Origin of the sequence: Zunongwangia profunda SM-A87, from assembly GCF_000023465.1 — a bacterium.
In the GTDB taxonomy this organism is placed as follows: domain Bacteria; phylum Bacteroidota; class Bacteroidia; order Flavobacteriales; family Flavobacteriaceae; genus Zunongwangia; species Zunongwangia profunda.
This window is the reverse complement of sequence record NC_014041.1, coordinates 96,648-113,994: the sequence shown is the minus strand read 5'-3', so window position 1 is coordinate 113,994 and position 17,347 is coordinate 96,648. Positions and strand designations below refer to the sequence as shown.

The window sequence follows — 17,347 nt, the reverse complement described above, 5'->3', positions numbered from 1 at the left end:
AACTCTCAATGCACTTTCTCATTCGCTGCCCTTTAAACGATACTTGATATTTTAAGAGAGGTGCCATAGGGATAAGGGCATTTAATCCCGTTTATCTAGTAAAAACTGAATGCAACGTTTTAAGTGTTCCCTAAAGAGAGGTTCTGCATAAGACTCTTTAGTATGTCCTCCGCCCGTATAGACCATTTTTGAGCCACCCTCAAATTCCTGATACCAGGCGTGTGGATGAAAATCGCCATTTTTACCGCCTTCATATGAAGTTTCGTCGAGGGTGAGCAACACCTGAATATTCGAGTTTATATTTTTGAAATTATACCACTCATCAGTACGCGTCCATCTTTTAGGAAGATGAGCGACCATATGATTTTTAGGTTTCTCTACGATTACGGTAGCTTCCTGGGTACGTGGATGACTTTCAAAATAAGCCCCTATAAATTTTCCGTACCATGGCCAGTCGTATTCGGTATCAGATGCAGCATGGATTCCGAAGAAATTCCCACCATTTTCTATATAGTTTGTGAATTTTTCCTGTTGATCCTCTGTAAAAATATCACCGGTGGTACTTAAGAAAATCACTGCATCGATATTTGATAATTCTGAAACGAATTTTTCAGCATCATCAGTCGCAATAACCTTCCAGCCATTATCGGCTGCAATTTCTTTTAAAGCTTGAATACCGGTGGGAATTGACTCATGTTTAAACCCCGCAGTTTTATAGAAAACAGATATGTTTTGCTGCGCATTGGCCATGCTAAAACAAAAGATAAACAGCAGTATAAGTAACAATTTTTGATGTTTCATATGGTAGTAAAAACTTATAGTTGATGGTTTTTAAAGAGCATTTAGCAATTAGCTTTCAGCTAAAATTAAATAAAAAATCAGAATTCAACATTTTTATCTTGATTCTTGTGTCCTGTATCTTGACTTTAAATCTGCACATCATCGCATTTTCAAATTAAAAAAGTCTACTTTCTTGAAACATTTAAAATTAATGCGTTGCCGGTAAAGACATCAGATATTTTTTAGGTGTTGTTCCAAATTTCTTTTTAAATGCCGCAATAAAATGACTTGCTGTGCTGTAGCCAACTTTTAAACCAACTTCATTAACATTGTACTCGCCGCTATCCAGTAATTTTCGTGCATATTCCATTTTATAATCAAAAAGAAAACTATAAACAGAATCTCCATAAATTTGCTTAAATCCTTCCTTTAACTTTTTAAGACTTAAATTAATTTCATCTGATAGCTCCTGCAGCGATGGCGGCTCAGCCATTCTTGCAATCACAATATCTTTAGCTCTTCTAATTTTCAGGATATTTTCTTCATCACTTAAAAATGGGCATTGCTCTATATTAGCATCTTCTGCTCTATTAAAATATAAGCTTAGTAATTCGTAGGCCTTGGCTTTAAAATAAAGGTTTTTAATAGTTGGGGTAAGATTAAAATTCATCACCTGATTCAACGCAATGGCCATGGAAGGGGAAATTGGAGAATCCTTATAATACTTTTTATCTTTATTCTCAGTGCTTAAAAAGGAAATGTAATTTGCCTCTTCAGAAAATAAGGCATGAAATTTTTTAATAGAAATCACCAGTGATATCAACCAGGATTTAGGTCCTAAAACCAGGTTTAGCGGCAAATTTAGCTGCGGATTATATAAAATAAGTGATTTCTCTTCAGCTAAAGGCAGTTCGTAACGTCCCCTGTTAAATAAGAATTTACTTTCTCCTTTTACATTAAAGTGAAACTGAATAAAACTAACATCCACCTCCCGCTCAACAATCTGTTTATCAGAGGTTTCGTTCTGAAACTTGAAAATATAAAAGCCGTCTTCTACTTTAGTCTCTTCTGTAATACCTACAGCGATATTTTTTACCTCTTCCATCTTTTAAAAACCCTGTTATTTATTTAGAAACAATCTAAACTAACCTATTCTAATCATTTGTTATTACTACAAAACTATGCTATTTCAAGCATTTACAGCTATAAATATACTAAAATCCCTGTTAGCGACACAAATAGTACTTTCAGCGTTATTTTTTACGTTAACAATAATTTAATTTTGCCTCGCAATCCCTAAAAGTTCATGGAAAGTTCGATTTCTAAAGGAAGACATTTTTACATTATTGGTTTAAGCTATAAGAAGGCAGATGCTGAAATTAGAGGACATTTTAGTCTTACCGAAGAAGCTAAAACCAAATTGTTAGAGCAGGCGAAGTATGAAGGTATAGATGGAGTTTTGGCCACCTCAACTTGTAATCGTACAGAGGTATATGGCTTTGCCGCACATCCTTTTCAACTTATTAAACTCTTATGTGAGCACACTCATGGTACTGTTGAAGAATTTGAGAAAGTAGCCTATGTTTATAAAAACAGGCAGGCTATCTCTCATATGTTTAGAGTGGGCACCGGTTTAGATAGCCAGATTCTTGGTGATTTTGAGATTATAAGTCAGCTTCGAATTGCTTTTGCACAATCTAAAAAAATAGGCCTATCCAATGCCTTTACAGAGCGTTTGGTAAATGCGGTTATACAGGCGAGTAAACGCATTAAAAACGAAACCGAGATCTCTTCAGGAGCAACCTCTGTATCTTTTGCTTCCGTTCAGTATATATTAAAAAATGTAGCGGATATTTCTAACAAAAATATTTTACTCTTCGGAACCGGTAAAATTGGCCGAAATACCTGTGAAAACCTAATAAAACACACCCAAAATAAGCACATCACTTTAATTAACCGAACTAAAGATAAGGCTGAAAAAATTGCCGGAAAGTTTAGTTTAACGGTTAAAGATTATGCCGATTTACAGGCAGAAATTAGAAACACCGATGTGCTTATAGTAGCCACTGGCGCACAAAATCCAACAATTAGTAAGGAACTTTTATACTGCAAGAAAGATTTGTTGATCTTGGATCTTTCTATCCCAAAAAATGTGGCTGAAGATGTGGAAGAGCTGGATAATGTAAGATTGGTGCATTTAGATCATCTTTCTCAAATTACCGATGGTACCCTTCAACGTCGTAAAAAGTTTATTCCCGAAGCTGAAGCGATTATTATTGAAGTGGAAGGTGAATTTAACAAATGGCTTGAAACCCGCAAATTTGCACCAACCATTAAAGCCCTGAAGAAAAAACTACGAATGATGAAAGACGCTGAACTTGATTTTCAGCGTAAAAAAATAGCCGACTTTAATGATGAGCAGGCAGAAATCGTAAGCAACAGGATTATTCAAAAGATCATGAAGCACTTTGCCAATCATCTTAAAGAAGATAGTAATACTACCGACGAAAGCTTAGAGCTTATCCAAAAAGTCTTTCAGTTAGAAGAACAAGTACGATGAACAAAGTGATACGCATAGGAACACGAGACAGCGAGCTGGCCTTGTGGCAGGCAAAAACCGTACAATCCGCACTGGAAAAACTAGGGCATCAAACCGAACTTGTTCCCGTAAAATCTACCGGAGATCTCAATCTGGATGTTCCGCTTTACGAAATGGGAATTACCGGAATTTTTACCAAAACCCTGGATATTGCCATGCTCACCGGCAAAGTAGATATCGCTGTACATTCTATGAAAGATGTCCCTACGGCACTACCCAAAGGCATTGTAGAAGCTGCGGTTTTAAAACGTGCCAATACCAAAGATATCCTTATTCATAAAGGCACAGATTTTTTAGATGCTCAAGGAACAATTGCTACCGGAAGCTTACGAAGAAAATCGCAATGGTTACATCGCTACCCAACTCATGAAGTGGTAGATCTTCGTGGCAATGTAAATACCCGCATGCAAAAGTTGGAAGACAGTAACTGGAATGGGGCTATTTTTGCCGCTGCCGGTTTGGAACGAATCGAAATAAAACCTGAAAATTTTATCGATCTGGATTGGATGATTCCCGCACCTGCACAAGGAGCAATGTTGGTGGTTGCCTTAGAAAAAGATGAATTTACCAGAACAGCAATTGGTGCTTTAAATCATTACCAAACCGATCTTGAAGTGCATGTGGAACGTGAATTTTTAAGAACATTAGAAGGAGGTTGCACCGCACCGATTGGAGCTTTAGCTAAAATCGATAACGATAATATTCTACACTTTAAGGGAGCCCTTTTTAGTTTAGACGGCTCGCAAAAAATAGAAGTTGAAAAAAGAATCGCTGCTGATAATGTTGCTGAATTTGGTAAATTTTGTGCTAAAGAAATTCTTGCCAAAGGCGGTGCCAAACTGATGAAGCAAATCAAGACTGTTTTAAACTAAGGCTTATGGCCACTGTACTTTCTACAAAAAAACTTACTGCGACACAAAAGCACTTACTGCTTGGGGCTAAGATTGGTTTGGTGGAATACAACGCTATAAATATAGAATTCCTCCCAATATCATCAAATATCGACCTTGCAGAAAATGCAATTATTACGAGTAAGAATGCATTTAAAGCTATTCAGGAAAAAATAAGGATCAAAAAGGCATTTGTAGTAGGCTCTAAAACCGCTGCATTACTTCAAAAAAATGATATTGAGGTTGTTGAAGTTGCTGACAATGCTTTGGCATTAGCTAAAAAAATTATCGTAAATCATCGAGATAAGCATTTTATTTTTTTCTGTGGAAATAAACGCCGGGAAGAGCTGCCCCTTCAGTTAAAACAACATAAGATATCTTTTGAAGAAATTCAGGTGTATAAAACAAGTCTGAATTTTGCCAAATTTAAGCAGGAGTTCGACGGCATTTTATTTTTTAGCCCAAGCGGCGTAGAAAGTTATTTCAGAAAAAATACTATAGTAGAAGCTACTGCATTTTGCATTGGTGCAACCACAGCAAATTCAGTAAAAAAACATACCGAAAATATTAAAATAGCCAATCAGCCAAGCATTGAAAATGTAATTGTGCAGGTGGTTAAAAAATATAATAAAAGTTGAAGATAGGATTCATTATCTTCTAACCGCAATTTCAGATCTTTAGGTCTGTTAATACATTTTAAATAAAACTCCCAATATCAGGGTAAAATCTTTCCTTCTAAAGAGAAGGGTTAAATTATAGAAACATGATTAAAAACGATCTTTTCTTAAGAGCTTTAAAAGGAGAAACGGTAGAACGTCCTCCGGTTTGGATGATGCGCCAGGCAGGACGGTATTTACCCGATTTTATGAAGCTAAAGGAAAAATACGATTTCTTTACGCGTTGTCGTACACCAGAATTGGCTGCAGAAATTACCACGATGCCTATCGAACAGGTAGGTACCGATGCTGCAATTTTGTTTAGTGATATTTTGGTGGTACCACAGGCGATGAACGTAGAAATCGAAATGAAACCAGGTGTTGGTCCATTTTTACCAAATCCGGTTCGTAGCCCTCTTGATGTTAATGATATTATCGTTCCAGATGTCTACGAGGAATTAGGTTACGTTTACGATGCCATAAAATTAACTAAACAGCGTCTTAATGACGAAGTTCCTTTAATTGGTTTTGCCGGTTCTCCCTGGACGATTTTATGTTATTTGGTACAGGGGCAGGGTTCTAAAAACTTCGATAAAGCCAAAGAATTTTGTTTTAAACGGCCGGACGCTGCACAGGTTTTACTTCAAAAGATTACAGATACCACGATTTCTTATCTAAAAGGAAAAGTAAAAGCCGGGGTAGATGCAATTCAGATTTTTGATTCCTGGGGAGGCTTATTGTCACCAACAGATTATCAAACTTATTCCTGGAAATATATTCAGCAGATTATCGATGCTTTAAAAGACGAAATTCCGGTGATTGCTTACGGTAAAGGTTGCTGGTTTGCGCTTAAAGAAATGTCACAATCTGGCGCAGCTGCTTTGGGTGTAGATTGGACATGTTCTGCAATGAATGCCAGATATTTAAGTGGTGGGCAGATTACGCTACAGGGAAATTTTGATCCTTCAAGACTGTATTCTAGTCCGCAGGAAATTAAGAAAATGACGACCCAAATGATCGACGAATTTGGCAAAGATCGCTATATCGCCAATTTGGGACATGGGATATTACCGGATATTCCGGTGAGAAATGCCCAGGCATTTGTAGACGCGGTTAAAGAATACAAACCCAGATAATGGCTATTTGGGCAAGAATACAACGGCTTAATTTTAAAGAGATTTTTATTCTGCTGCAATTATTCCTGCCCAATCCATTTTATATTTTCCCAACATATCACGCCACTAGAGAAACAATGAAGCTTTGCGACCGGCTGTATGGAAGAAAACACTATCAGGATAATCGGGAAAATGCTTTTAGACATGCATACTGGAATTTTTTGATTGCAGAAAAAATTTTCCACAAGAATAACTCGGTCGAAGCCTCACTAATCTGGGCAAAGAAAATAACCGATTTACACGAGCGTCTAGCTCCCAATAAAGCACTGGTACGGGCAATGGATTTACATAACAACGAAGTGGGACGAAATCTCTTTAGCAATAATCCTAAAGGAAATGCCGTTGAACACCTTCAAGATATGATGAAGTCCGCAGTAAAGATTAATGCTTCAAATCTATCGATATTAGATAAAAATCAACTCGTTTTTATAAAGGATTAAGTATTGTTAATCTATCGATAAAAGTGGCAAAAAAGCAAATCGAAATAATTACCAATAGCAGATCATACAAATAGCTAGATTATGCTGAACAAAAATTACCGAGACGAAGAAAAAGAACGCATAGATGCACAGTTGCGATCGATCATGGAAATGGGCCATGTTCCTGACGAATGGGAAGAAATTAGGCTCGATCTGGATCGAAAGCTAAAAGAAGCTGTAGGTATAGGCTTAGATGAAATGGAAAATCTTCCTGAAGAAAAATTGATGGAGATCTTGGCGAATCTTGACTTAGAGTTTTCGCATTACGAAGCACTGGGCGATATTCTACTAAACAGTATTGGACTGGAAGCTGAAGAAAAACAAAACGATCTTGCGCAAAAAACGCTTTTGATTTATAAAGCGGCACAAGAGGTAAGTCGTACGTTCTCATTTAGTCTCACCCAAAAAATTAATGAAGCTAGAAGTTGGATAGATGATTAATATGAAAGACCAATTTTATCAATATATACAAAACCTTCAGGATACCATCACGTCTAAACTGGAGGAAATCGACGGAAAAGCAACATTTAAAGAAGATCTTTGGAAACGCAAAGAAGGTGGCGGTGGCCGCACCCGGGTGATCGAAAACGGTAATGTTTTTGAAAAAGGGGGCGTAAATATTTCGGCGGTACACGGTCCTTTAAATCCAGCCATGCAACAATACTTTAAGGTGGGTGATGTAAACTTTTTTGCCTGTGGTTTAAGTTTAGTGATTCATCCTAAAAGTCCTATGGTTCCAACCGTTCATGCCAACTGGCGCTATTTCGAGATGTATGACAAAGAAGGAAATACGCTAGACCAGTGGTTTGGTGGCGGACAGGATCTTACACCATATTATCTTTTTGAAGAAGATGCTATTCATTTTCATCGAGTTTCGAAAAATGCCTGTGATAAGCACGATCCTAAATTTTACCCGGAATACAAGAAAAAATGCGACGAGTATTTCTGGAATGCTCATCGGGATGAAGCACGGGGAATCGGCGGATTATTCTTTGATTACCTAAAAGACAATGAATCCCATAGCATTACCGACTGGTATAACTTTGTCACTGAAGTTGGAAACAGTTTTTTAGAAGCTTATGTGCCTATTGTTGAAAAGAGAAGAGATTTGGAATACAACCAACATCACCGTGACTGGCAGGAAGTTCGTCGAGGCCGATATGTAGAATTCAATTTGGTCCATGATAAAGGAACGCTATTCGGACTAAAAACCAATGGCCGCATTGAAAGTATTTTAATGAGTTTACCGCCACATGTACAGTGGGTCTACGATCACCACCCACAATCCGGTAGCGAAGAAGCAAAACTTATGGAAGTGCTGGAAAAACCAAAGGAGTGGGTTTAATTAGTTTGCAATTCATAACTAGCAGTTAGCTATCAGCAATCAGCTTAAAAGATGAAAGACTATAAATATTTGGTTTGGCAAAAAGCACATCAGTTAACTTTGGATGTATACAAGCTCTCTGCAAAATATCCAAAAGAAGAAATTTTCAATCTTGTTAGCCAAATAAAACGGTTATCAAGATCAATCGCAACACACATAGCTGAAGGATGTGGGAGAAAATCTGATAAAGATTTTGCCAGATTTCTATACATTTCATTTGGCTCTGCAAACGAATTAGAATATCAAATTTTACTAAGTAAAGACCTTAATTTTATTAGTCCTGAAGAATTTGAAATACTTTAAATTCAAACTCAAGAAATCAAGAAAAATGCTTAGTGCTCTTATTAAAACTTTAAATGTAAGCTAACAGCTAATCGCTGAAAGCTTTGTGCTTAAAATAACATTATGCTTAAAAGAAACCGAAGATTAAGAACAAATGAAGCTATACGTAGCTTAGTGAGAGAAAGCCTGGTAACTCCTGATGATTTTCAGGCACCGTTATTTGTGGTGGAAGGCAGCGGAATTAAACAGGAAATTGCCTCGATGCCGGGATATTACCGGTATAGCCTTGATCTATTAAAAAATGAAGTACAGGAATTATGGAGTTTAGGGATTAAATCGGTTTTACTCTTCGTAAAAGTTGAAGCAAAACTAAAAGACAATCGGGGAACTGAAGCTATAAATCCAAACGGATTAATGCAACGCGCCATTAAAGCTGTAAAAGAAACACTTCCCGAGATGATCGTAATGACCGATGTTGCCCTGGATCCTTACAGCGAATTTGGTCACGATGGCATCATCGAAAACGGAGAGGTTTTAAATGATCCCTCTGTTGAAGTTTTAGCAAAAATGGCATTATCTCATGCCGAAGCGGGAGCCGATTTCGTAGCACCAAGCGACATGATGGATGGGCGCATTTTAGCGATGCGAAATATCCTGGAACAAAATAGCTTTTTTAACACGGGTATTATGAGCTATAGCGCTAAATATGCTTCGGCATTTTATGGCCCCTTTAGAGATGCGTTAGATTCGGCTCCGGTAGACGCTCAGGATATCCCAAAAGATAAAAAAACCTACCAAATGGATCCTTCTAATCGTGACGAAGCCATTCGGGAAACCTTAATGGATATCGATGAAGGCGCCGATATCGTCATGGTAAAACCAGGATTATGCTATCTGGATATTGTTAGGGATTTAAAAAATAATGTAAATGTACCTATTTCGGTTTATCAGGTAAGCGGTGAATATTCCATGATTAAAGCTGCTGCTGAGAAAGGATGGTTAGATCATGATGCGGTAGTAATGGAACAGCTTACCGCTATCAAAAGAGCGGGTGCCGATTTTATCTCGACTTATTTTGCAAAGTATGCCGCAAAACTGCTTCAGAGATAACGGTAGAATTTATATCGCTTCGTTTTTTACGATATTAGAAGCTAGACTAAGCCTCACTGGTTTTTCAAACCAGTGAGGCTTTCTTATTATATTGAATTCACTCATAACATTGAACATTTGGCTGCCAACCAGACGGGTAAAGGATAAATCTACTTCTTATGATAATTCAACAACGATCATTTCACAAACAGTCTTAAATACTAAAAGCTAATTGCTGAAGACTTTTAGCTATTATTATTTATAAATATTTTAATAATTCACATTCGGTTTTTTATTAAATTTATTGCGTGAAATTCAACAAACTACATATCTCATTTTGTTTGGTGCTTACTGCTTTATTAAGCACCATAGGAATTTCACAACCCCAAACTTCAGCTTACGTATATCAGGATTCAGCAAAAAACACCTCTAGTTTTAAGCAATCTGATATTACCAAGGCATTTGTGTTCGAAGAACCTGGGAGTTACGACGTTCAGTCCAATCAGGAAGATCCTGCATTTTCGCCCGTATTCTTTAGTAATTATTTACAGCTGGACGTACGTACGATTCCACAGCAAACTTTACAAATTTCCTGGAATTTTATCCAGGATCACAAAAGCAAACTGGAGACTCAAATATTTCCATTCCACTTTTTCTCCTAATTGATTTTATAATTATTTGGTGCTGATTTTCAGCAAAAATCAACGCGTAATCCCAATTTGGGATTAGCACGCTATTTATAATTATAAATCAATTTTAAAATGGATACTTCTTCAACACTAATAGGCCTTACTCTTTTTGTTTTATTTATGGGGCCCATATTTTATGCACTTTACAGACAAGGTTTAAAAGAAAGAAAAAATAAAAAAGCCCTTCAAAACCTGGCAAAAACAAACAATATAAATCTGGATTATACCGAGATTTCTAATTCTTTAGTTTTAGGATTGGATAAAACCCAACATAAACTTTTGATCCTAGAGCCGGTAAATGCGATGCAACATCAAATTATAGATCTCTCTGAGGTTAATAAGACCAGTGTGATAAAACGCAGCGTTACTTTTACCGAAAAAGAAAGAAGAAAAACAAAAATAATACAGGTAAGTATAGAACTTCTCTCTAAATCTAATCATAAACGTATTACTGAAATTTTGTTTTATGATGAGGATGGTGCAGATAATAATGATATGGAAACCCAATTATTTGCAGCTTCCCGCTGGAATAGCCTAATACAGACAAGTCTGTAAAATTTCTTTAATTGGTTGAGTTGTTTACAGAAAGCTGTTGTCTAAAATTTTAGACAACAGCTTTCTTATTTTATAATTTCTTTCAAATAAATTAGATATTTAATACTTAATTTAGATTTCTTAAAAACCAAAGAACGCTAATGGGTTTACTCCTGATTTTTGCCACATGTTCGATATTTTTTTCCTTTATGTGCTCTATTTTAGAAGCTGCACTTCTAAGTTTTACGCCATCTTACATAAAGATAAAGAAACAAGAGGGTAAGCATTATGCCGAGGTTTTAGCGAATTTCAAAAAAGATATCGACAAGCCTTTAATTGCCATCCTAACCATCAATACCGTAGCCCACACGGTAGGTTCGATATTGGTAGGTGTACAGGCCGAAAAAACTTATGGTGACGGTAGCAACGCTGTAGGTATAGTTTCTGGAATATTGACATTAGGTATCTTAATACTTTCTGAAATTATCCCAAAAACACTGGGAGCAACATACTGGGATAAAATGGGTGCATTTACTGCGAACACCCTACGGTTAATGATTGCCCCGCTAAAATACACCGGCCTATTATGGCTACTAATGTTAACTACTCGACTTATTGGCAAATCTGCCAAGGTAAATACTATGAGCCGGGAAGAGTTTGCCGCAATTACTGAAGCTGCTGAAGAAGAAGGTGTTTTTGAAGAAAATGAAAGTACGGTTATTAAGAATATGTTGGTCTTTAAATCGGTTGTAGCAAAAGACATCATGACCCCATTTTCTGTAGCGATTACTGAGGATGAATCCATGAGTATTGCAGACTTTCACCATTCCCATAAAAATTTGAAATTTTCCAGAATTCCGGTTTACAAAGACAAATCCAATAATATTTCAGGATTTATTTTAAAGGATGATGTACTGGAAGAGATGATTAAGCAAAACGGACAGTCAAAGCTGGAAACTTTAAAACGTGAGATTTTTGTAACCACCTCTGAGGTTCCTATCCCAGACCTTTTTGATATCTTTATTCGAAAACGAACCCATATCTCTATCGTAACCGACGAATTTGGAAATGTTGTTGGTTTGGTCACTATGGAAGATATTATTGAAACCCTTTTAGGCCTTGAAATTATGGACGAGAGCGACAGTATAGAAGATATGCAAAAGCTTGCCCGTAAAAGTTGGGAACGCAGGGCAAAACGACTTGGATTGATCCAACGTCGTGAAGAAGCACAACCTGAAGAATTACAAAATGAAGACAACGTATCTGAAGACTCCTCTGGGGATCGCCAGAATAAAGGGTGACAACGACGGAGTTTCTGAAATAAAAATTCAGGAGAAAAATATAGATTTTGAGGAAAGCAAAGAGCTGCCGGATTGCGTATTTCAGGCTAAGAATCAACTGCAGGACTATTTTCTACAAAAACGAAAAAGCTTCGATTTTAAACTAAACCCAAAAGGCACCCCATTTCAGCAAAAAGTATGGATGGCTTTACTGGAAATCCCTTTTGGAAAAACCTGTTCTTATATGGAGCTTTCTAAAAAACTAGGCGACCCTAAAGCTATTAGGGCCGTAGCTTCTGCCAATGGTAAAAATCCGCTTTGGATTGTGGTGCCCTGTCACCGTGTAATTGGTAGTGATGGTTCGCTTACCGGTTATGCCGGCGGACTTTATCGTAAAAAATGGCTGTTAGCATTAGAAAGCCCCGCAGCACAGCAAAGTTTATTTTAATAAATCCCAATTACCCAGGGCAGAGGAATACTTTTTAATTCTAAGCATACCGATAACTACTGGGACGGAATTGAAATGTATAATCTCAGATTATCGAGTCAATTTTTCAATAGTATTTAAAGTTTAGGAAAGGTTTTATTGCTTCAGAATACTTAATTTTAGGCATGAAAAAATTTTTACGCTTTCTAAAGTACTTTCTCGGTATTCTGATCCTGCTTATCGCATTGCTTTATATTTTCGATTACGATTATATCTTAAAAGGAATAAAAGTCACCTACCTTAAAGGTCATAAAACCGCATATATCGATGATTATCCTGAATTTGATAATCGCTTAGTTAAAGCGGACAGCTTAAGCCTACAGCCATGGCCAGAAAGCAAAAATTATAACTCGGTTAAAGCAACCGACTCTTTAAAAAATCTCAATAAAAAGCTTAATACTGCTGCATTTTTGATCATTAAAAATGATAGCATCTGGTTTGAGGACTATTACCATCAATATTCAGCAAAAAGTAAAACCAATTCCTTTTCGATGGCCAAAAGTGTAGTGGTTGCGCTTTTAGGAAAAGCTATTCGGGATGGCTATATCACCAGTATTGATGAACCGGTGAGTCATTTTTATCCGCAGTATGATATTCGATTAACCGTGGGAGATTTAGCGTCGATGTCTTCAGGGCTCAACTGGAACGAAAGCTATTATAATCCCTTTGGACAAACGGCAAAAGCCTATTTCGACGATAATATTCGTAAAGTAATTTTAGATCTTAAAGTGGTGGATACTCCCGGCAAAAACTTTAAGTATCTAAGCGGAAATACCGAGCTTTTAGCGATGGTTTTAGAAGAAGCGACCAATAAAACCTTATCTGACTATTTAAGTGAAAGTTTCTGGCAGCCGCTGGGAATGCAAAGCGATGCGCTTTGGCAATTAGATAGCGAAGAAAGCGGTATGGAAAAAGCCTATTGCTGTATCGCCAGTAATGCCAGGGATTTTGCAAAATTTGGGAAGCTTTTTAAACAAAATGGACAATGGAACGGGCAGCGACTTATAAACCCTTCTTTTGTTCGAACCATGAAAAATCCAAGATTCGAGGATACTCCGTATTATGGATACGGACTTTGGCTTAGTGATTATAAAGACAAAGAAATCTTCTATATGCGCGGAATTTTAGGGCAGTACGTTATTGTAATTCCTGAAGATGATGTCATTATCGTTCGCTTAGGCCAGGGGCTTTTAAAACGCAACGGAGAGGACAAGCATAGTCCCGATTTTTATCGATATATCGATGAGGCTTATAAGATGTTAAACATCCAAAAATGAACTATTTAAAAGAACTCCCTTCTAAAATGGCCATCGCCTTTAGGCGATTTCCTTTAACCTTAGTTTGGGTACTTTTTGGAAGTATCTATATGATTGGTTTAATAGAAACTGATGCCAATCTATTTAGAGGTTTTTATGCTGAAACTTTAGTTTTGATTTTAGGAGTTAGTTGGCTTATTGGAGTTCAATTTTTTAATGAAGGTTTTTCAAATAACTTAACCGTTTGGGTAATAAGGTTATTGACACTAACCGGATTAATACTCTATTATCTTAGCTTTCCAGATTATGAAAACTCGACAAGTATAACTTTTACCAGATGGTTTATTTTATTCATTTCCGGCCATGTTTTAATCTTTTTTGCTCCTTTTACCAGACAGTGGAGTACATTAGATTACTGGAATTATTTACATAGAATAATAATTGCCATTTCTAGAAGTGCTTTATTTTCAGGAATCATTTATCTTGGATTATCACTTGCATTATTAGCTATTGAAAATTTATTTTCAATAAATATTAGAGATGAAATTTATGCAGATTTGCTTGTGATTTGCCTTGGCATAATAAATACCTTCATCTATTTATCCGATTTCCCTACTACTATACATCAAACACAACAACTCAATTACTCTAAAGCATTAGATGTATTAATAAAATACATTCTTATTCCTATTGTTCTATTGTATCTGCTAATTGTTTACGCTTATTCCTTAAAAATTTTAATTACCTGGGAACTTCCGGAAGGTTGGGTTTCTTATTTAATAACGATACTTTCAATCACCGGTTTTATTATTCATATAATTATCGAACCTGTTAGGGAGAAGCATCAAGATCTCGTAGTAAATAAGTTTTATCCGTTCTTCTACCTCTCCTTATTTCCGTTATTTATTTTATTATTTGTAGCTATTTTCACCAGGTTATCGGAGTATAATTTTACAGAAAAGAGATACTTTTTACTGGTTATTGCACTTTGGATTTTAGGAATAAGTGTTTATGTTCTAACAAGTAAGAAAAAACGATTATCAATTATAGCTATTAGTTTCTTCGCACTTTGTTTATTAAGTATTTCCGGGCCATGGAATGCTTTCAAAGTCTCCATAAATGCTCAAGGAAAAGAACTTTCACGTTTAATTGAAAGAACTAAAAAAACGGATTTATCCAAGGAAGAAATCGATCGATTTTTAAACATTTCAAGATATTTGAAAGATAGAAATAAACTATTCCTCATCGATGAGGAATTAGGGTTTAGCACCGATTACATTACTTCTTCTTACAATTCTGGCAGCTTGATATTAGACTCTATTTACGGAGAAAATAATTATAGTAAATCTATAAACTCAAACAGTAACTATTTTTACTTTCAAAACTTTAGAAAAACAAGGGTTATTGATATCAATGGTTATGAAAAATTTATAGATATTTCTTTAGTTGATTATCCAAAATCAAACTATTCATTGGAAGTAGAAAACGAGTATATAATACTAAAAGATTCTGATAAACAACTATTTAAATACAACCTCACCCAAGATTTAAAAAGAAAAATTAAGCTTTATCAACAATTAAACGAAGCTCCTGCAGAAAGCTTTGAGTATACTATAATCAACGAATTTGGGGACTTTAAACTGATCATTAATACTATGAACGGAAATATAAAAAATAACGAGTTTACGTTTAATACCATTGACGGTTATATACTCATAAAATTGCATTGAAATTTCTAATTCAGATTAGAACCACTATTCAAAGCAAAAAAGCCTTGCAATAAAAATTGCAAAGCTTTTTCAGATCGATTTTATTTAATTTTAAAGGGTTTCTTTTAACCATTTAAAAAACTCGTTTTGCCAAACTAAAGCGTTTTGTGGTTGCAATACCCAGTGGTTTTCATCTGGAAAATACACTAATCTACTTTTTAAACCAAGCAATTGTGCAGCTTGGTAAGCACCTAAACCTTGCTCTATAGGAACGCGATAATCTTTGCCGCCCTGATAGATTAAAATTGGCGTATCCCAATTGGCTACTTTCGTAATCGGGTTAAACTCGTTATAGGCCTTTTGTGCATCGGCATTCTCTTTTTCCCAATAAGGTCCACCAAAATCATGGTTTACAAAAAATAGCTCTTCGGTAGTTCCGTACATGCTTCGTGTATCAAAAACACCATCATGGGCTATAAATGTTTTAAATCGGTTATTATGAATTCCGGCTAAATAAAACACCGAATAACCACCGTAACTTGCTCCTACTGCACCTAAGCGATCATTATCTACATAATGTTCTTTAGCGATCTCATCGATAGCCGATAAATAATCGTCCATCACCTGGCCACCCCAGTCTTTGCTAATATCTTCATTCCATGCTACACCGTGGCCCGGCATACCGCGACGATTGGGTGCCACTACAATATAACCCTGTGATGCCATTAGCTGAAAATTCCAGCGAAAAGAATAAAACTGCGATAAAGCTGATTGTGGTCCACCCTGCGCATATAATAATGTTGGATATTTTTTGGAAGCATCAAAATCAGGAGGTAAAATTACCCAAACCAGCATCTTCTTACCATCGGTAGTACTTACGTAACGTTTTTCTACTTTCGGCAGATCTAAGGCAGCATACAATTCGGTATTTACATTAGTTACCTGCTCAAAAGTTTTCTTCTTTAAGTTGAAGCGAAACACTTCTGCTGCATGATTCATATCCGTACGGGTAACCAAAAGCTCTTTTTTCTTTTCAGCAACAATACCGGTAACATCAAATTGTCCTTCAGAAAGCTGTTCTACTACAGCTGCAATGCGCTTTTTACCAGGATAATTCACTTTAAACAACTGAATAGTTCCATCTACCGGAGCGGTAAAATAAATTTCCTCTCCGTTTTTTGCCCATAAAAAGCTATTTACCGTCCCGTCCCAATTGGCCGTTAGGTTTTGTTTTACTCCATTTTCTAAAACAACAATATCATTTTTATCAGCTTCATATCCATCTGCTTTCATTTGCAACCAGGCTAAAGCACCTCCAGAAGAAAAAGCAGGATTGGTATCATATCCTTTATTCTCTTCAGTGATATTTTCGGTTTCTTTTGTTTCCAGATTGTACTTATAAATATCGGTATTTGTGCTTATCGCGTAATCTTTACCTTTTAGCTTTTTAGATACGTAATAAATACTTTTACCGTCTGGAGACCAACAATAATCCTCTTCACCCCCAAAAGGTTTCTGTGGGGTGTAATAGGGCTCATCAGGCATAATATCTATTCCTTCACTGTCTTCTTCCCCAACTTTTTTATAGAATACATGCGAGTAATTTCCGTTTTGCCAGGTGTCCCAGTGACGAATATCTAAATCTGAATATACATACGCATCAGATTTGTCTAAATTCTTATAAATATCTTTGGATTGTACATTCTCTATATGAACTTCTTTATTAAAAAGTTGGTATTCCCCATTGGGAGAAATATTTCTATCACTTGCTACAGCAACTTCTTCTTTGCTAATCTCCTTTGCGGTGCCACCCTCTGCAGGAATCTGATAATATTTAGACGTATAATCATTCTCTTCCATATTAGGGATCGAAACTTTATAGAATAACTGTTCCCCATTTTTATCTAGTCCTAAAACACTAATTCGTTCTACCTGCCATAATTTTTCGGGTGTCATTGTTTTTTGCCCAAATACAAAAGTACCACTAAACACTAAGCTCATAACCAGCATTAATTTCTTCATAGGTTTATACATTATTTTCTTTTACAAAGATGATTT

Annotated in this window: 18 protein-coding genes; 15 read left to right on the top strand and 3 right to left on the bottom strand. The window is 36.2% G+C overall.

From position 1 onward, the window contains the following. Positions 1-81: 81 nt before the first annotated feature. Positions 82-801: a ThuA domain-containing protein gene (locus ZPR_RS00565; protein ID WP_041578447.1), complete on the bottom strand. Its 720-nt coding sequence runs from the start codon at positions 799-801 to the stop codon at positions 82-84. A gap of 187 nt (positions 802-988) precedes the next feature. Then, positions 989-1,885 (bottom strand): helix-turn-helix domain-containing protein, encoded by an 897-nt coding sequence (locus ZPR_RS00560; RefSeq protein ID WP_013069630.1) that lies wholly within the window; start codon positions 1,883-1,885, stop codon positions 989-991. A gap of 201 nt (positions 1,886-2,086) precedes the next feature. On the opposite strand from ZPR_RS00560, the gene hemA reads away from it, so the two are divergent. From hemA to ZPR_RS00485, 15 genes are all read left to right on the top strand, one after another. After that, on the top strand, positions 2,087-3,340 hold the full coding sequence (gene hemA / locus ZPR_RS00555) for a glutamyl-tRNA reductase (protein ID WP_013069629.1): 1,254 nt from the start codon (positions 2,087-2,089) through the stop codon (positions 3,338-3,340). After that, positions 3,337-4,251: a hydroxymethylbilane synthase gene (gene hemC, locus ZPR_RS00550; protein ID WP_013069628.1), complete on the top strand. Its 915-nt coding sequence runs from the start codon at positions 3,337-3,339 to the stop codon at positions 4,249-4,251. The genes hemA and hemC overlap by 4 nt, the downstream gene beginning before the upstream one ends. Positions 4,252-4,256: 5 nt before the next feature. Next, positions 4,257-4,907 carry a uroporphyrinogen-III synthase gene (locus tag ZPR_RS00545; RefSeq protein WP_013069627.1) on the top strand — a complete coding sequence of 217 codons (651 nt, stop codon included), beginning with the start codon at positions 4,257-4,259 and terminating at the stop codon, positions 4,905-4,907. A gap of 125 nt (positions 4,908-5,032) precedes the next feature. Further along, positions 5,033-6,061 (top strand): uroporphyrinogen decarboxylase, encoded by a 1,029-nt coding sequence (gene hemE, locus ZPR_RS00540; RefSeq protein ID WP_013069626.1) that lies wholly within the window; start codon positions 5,033-5,035, stop codon positions 6,059-6,061. Continuing rightward, complete coding sequence (locus ZPR_RS00535; RefSeq protein ID WP_013069625.1) at positions 6,061-6,540, top strand: DUF6973 domain-containing protein; 480 nt, start codon at positions 6,061-6,063, stop codon at positions 6,538-6,540. The genes hemE and ZPR_RS00535 overlap by 1 nt, the downstream gene beginning before the upstream one ends. 81 nt (positions 6,541-6,621) lie before the next feature. Beyond that, positions 6,622-7,020, top strand: coding sequence for a hypothetical protein (locus tag ZPR_RS00530; RefSeq protein WP_013069624.1), 399 nt, complete (start codon positions 6,622-6,624; stop codon positions 7,018-7,020). Between the two features lies 1 nt (position 7,021). After that, on the top strand, positions 7,022-7,924 hold the full coding sequence (gene hemF / locus ZPR_RS00525) for an oxygen-dependent coproporphyrinogen oxidase (protein WP_013069623.1): 903 nt from the start codon (positions 7,022-7,024) through the stop codon (positions 7,922-7,924). 51 nt (positions 7,925-7,975) lie between these two features. After that, positions 7,976-8,266, top strand: coding sequence for a four helix bundle protein (locus ZPR_RS00520; protein ID WP_013069622.1), 291 nt, complete (start codon positions 7,976-7,978; stop codon positions 8,264-8,266). A gap of 102 nt (positions 8,267-8,368) precedes the next feature. After that, positions 8,369-9,355, top strand: a complete 987-nt coding sequence (hemB, locus tag ZPR_RS00515) for a porphobilinogen synthase (RefSeq protein WP_013069621.1) — start codon at positions 8,369-8,371, stop codon at positions 9,353-9,355. A gap of 287 nt (positions 9,356-9,642) precedes the next feature. Continuing rightward, positions 9,643-9,996, top strand: coding sequence for a hypothetical protein (locus ZPR_RS00510; protein ID WP_148211637.1), 354 nt, complete (start codon positions 9,643-9,645; stop codon positions 9,994-9,996). Positions 9,997-10,095: 99 nt separating this feature from the next. Continuing rightward, complete coding sequence (locus tag ZPR_RS00505) at positions 10,096-10,578, top strand: hypothetical protein (protein ID WP_013069619.1); 483 nt, start codon at positions 10,096-10,098, stop codon at positions 10,576-10,578. 140 nt (positions 10,579-10,718) lie between these two features. Next, complete coding sequence (locus ZPR_RS00500) at positions 10,719-11,858, top strand: CNNM domain-containing protein (RefSeq protein ID WP_041578444.1); 1,140 nt, start codon at positions 10,719-10,721, stop codon at positions 11,856-11,858. Next, positions 11,806-12,285: a methylated-DNA--[protein]-cysteine S-methyltransferase gene (locus ZPR_RS00495; RefSeq protein ID WP_041578443.1), complete on the top strand. Its 480-nt coding sequence runs from the start codon at positions 11,806-11,808 to the stop codon at positions 12,283-12,285. Before ZPR_RS00500 ends, ZPR_RS00495 begins: the two co-directional genes overlap by 53 nt. A gap of 164 nt (positions 12,286-12,449) precedes the next feature. After that, positions 12,450-13,601 carry a serine hydrolase domain-containing protein gene (locus ZPR_RS00490; protein ID WP_013069616.1) on the top strand — a complete coding sequence of 384 codons (1,152 nt, stop codon included), beginning with the start codon at positions 12,450-12,452 and terminating at the stop codon, positions 13,599-13,601. Then, entirely contained in the window at positions 13,598-15,310 is a 1,713-nt protein-coding gene (locus ZPR_RS00485; protein ID WP_013069615.1) for a DUF4153 domain-containing protein, read from the top strand. Before ZPR_RS00490 ends, ZPR_RS00485 begins: the two co-directional genes overlap by 4 nt. Positions 15,311-15,400: 90 nt before the next feature. Here the strand turns inward: ZPR_RS00485 and ZPR_RS00480 are convergent, their stop codons facing one another. After that, positions 15,401-17,311 carry a S9 family peptidase gene (locus ZPR_RS00480; RefSeq protein ID WP_041579415.1) on the bottom strand — a complete coding sequence of 637 codons (1,911 nt, stop codon included), beginning with the start codon at positions 17,309-17,311 and terminating at the stop codon, positions 15,401-15,403. Positions 17,312-17,347: the final 36 nt, after the last annotated feature.

Excerpts from the sequence above, each read along its gene's own strand:
- ZPR_RS00565 (WP_041578447.1), bottom strand. The coding sequence starts at position 801 with ATGAAACATCAAAAATTGTTACTTATACTGCTGTTTATCTTTTGTTTT.
- ZPR_RS00560 (WP_013069630.1), bottom strand. The coding sequence starts at position 1,885 with ATGGAAGAGGTAAAAAATATCGCTGTAGGTATTACAGAAGAGACTAAA.
- hemA (WP_013069629.1), top strand. The coding sequence starts at position 2,087 with ATGGAAAGTTCGATTTCTAAAGGAAGACATTTTTACATTATTGGTTTA.
- hemC (WP_013069628.1), top strand. The coding sequence starts at position 3,337 with ATGAACAAAGTGATACGCATAGGAACACGAGACAGCGAGCTGGCCTTG.
- ZPR_RS00545 (WP_013069627.1), top strand. The coding sequence starts at position 4,257 with ATGGCCACTGTACTTTCTACAAAAAAACTTACTGCGACACAAAAGCAC.
- hemE (WP_013069626.1), top strand. The coding sequence starts at position 5,033 with ATGATTAAAAACGATCTTTTCTTAAGAGCTTTAAAAGGAGAAACGGTA.
- ZPR_RS00535 (WP_013069625.1), top strand. The coding sequence starts at position 6,061 with ATGGCTATTTGGGCAAGAATACAACGGCTTAATTTTAAAGAGATTTTT.
- ZPR_RS00530 (WP_013069624.1), top strand. The coding sequence starts at position 6,622 with ATGCTGAACAAAAATTACCGAGACGAAGAAAAAGAACGCATAGATGCA.
- hemF (WP_013069623.1), top strand. The coding sequence starts at position 7,022 with ATGAAAGACCAATTTTATCAATATATACAAAACCTTCAGGATACCATC.
- ZPR_RS00520 (WP_013069622.1), top strand. The coding sequence starts at position 7,976 with ATGAAAGACTATAAATATTTGGTTTGGCAAAAAGCACATCAGTTAACT.
- hemB (WP_013069621.1), top strand. The coding sequence starts at position 8,369 with ATGCTTAAAAGAAACCGAAGATTAAGAACAAATGAAGCTATACGTAGC.
- ZPR_RS00505 (WP_013069619.1), top strand. The coding sequence starts at position 10,096 with ATGGATACTTCTTCAACACTAATAGGCCTTACTCTTTTTGTTTTATTT.
- ZPR_RS00500 (WP_041578444.1), top strand. The coding sequence starts at position 10,719 with ATGGGTTTACTCCTGATTTTTGCCACATGTTCGATATTTTTTTCCTTT.
- ZPR_RS00495 (WP_041578443.1), top strand. The coding sequence starts at position 11,806 with ATGAAGACAACGTATCTGAAGACTCCTCTGGGGATCGCCAGAATAAAG.
- ZPR_RS00490 (WP_013069616.1), top strand. The coding sequence starts at position 12,450 with ATGAAAAAATTTTTACGCTTTCTAAAGTACTTTCTCGGTATTCTGATC.
- ZPR_RS00485 (WP_013069615.1), top strand. The coding sequence starts at position 13,598 with ATGAACTATTTAAAAGAACTCCCTTCTAAAATGGCCATCGCCTTTAGG.
- ZPR_RS00480 (WP_041579415.1), bottom strand. The coding sequence starts at position 17,311 with ATGAAGAAATTAATGCTGGTTATGAGCTTAGTGTTTAGTGGTACTTTT.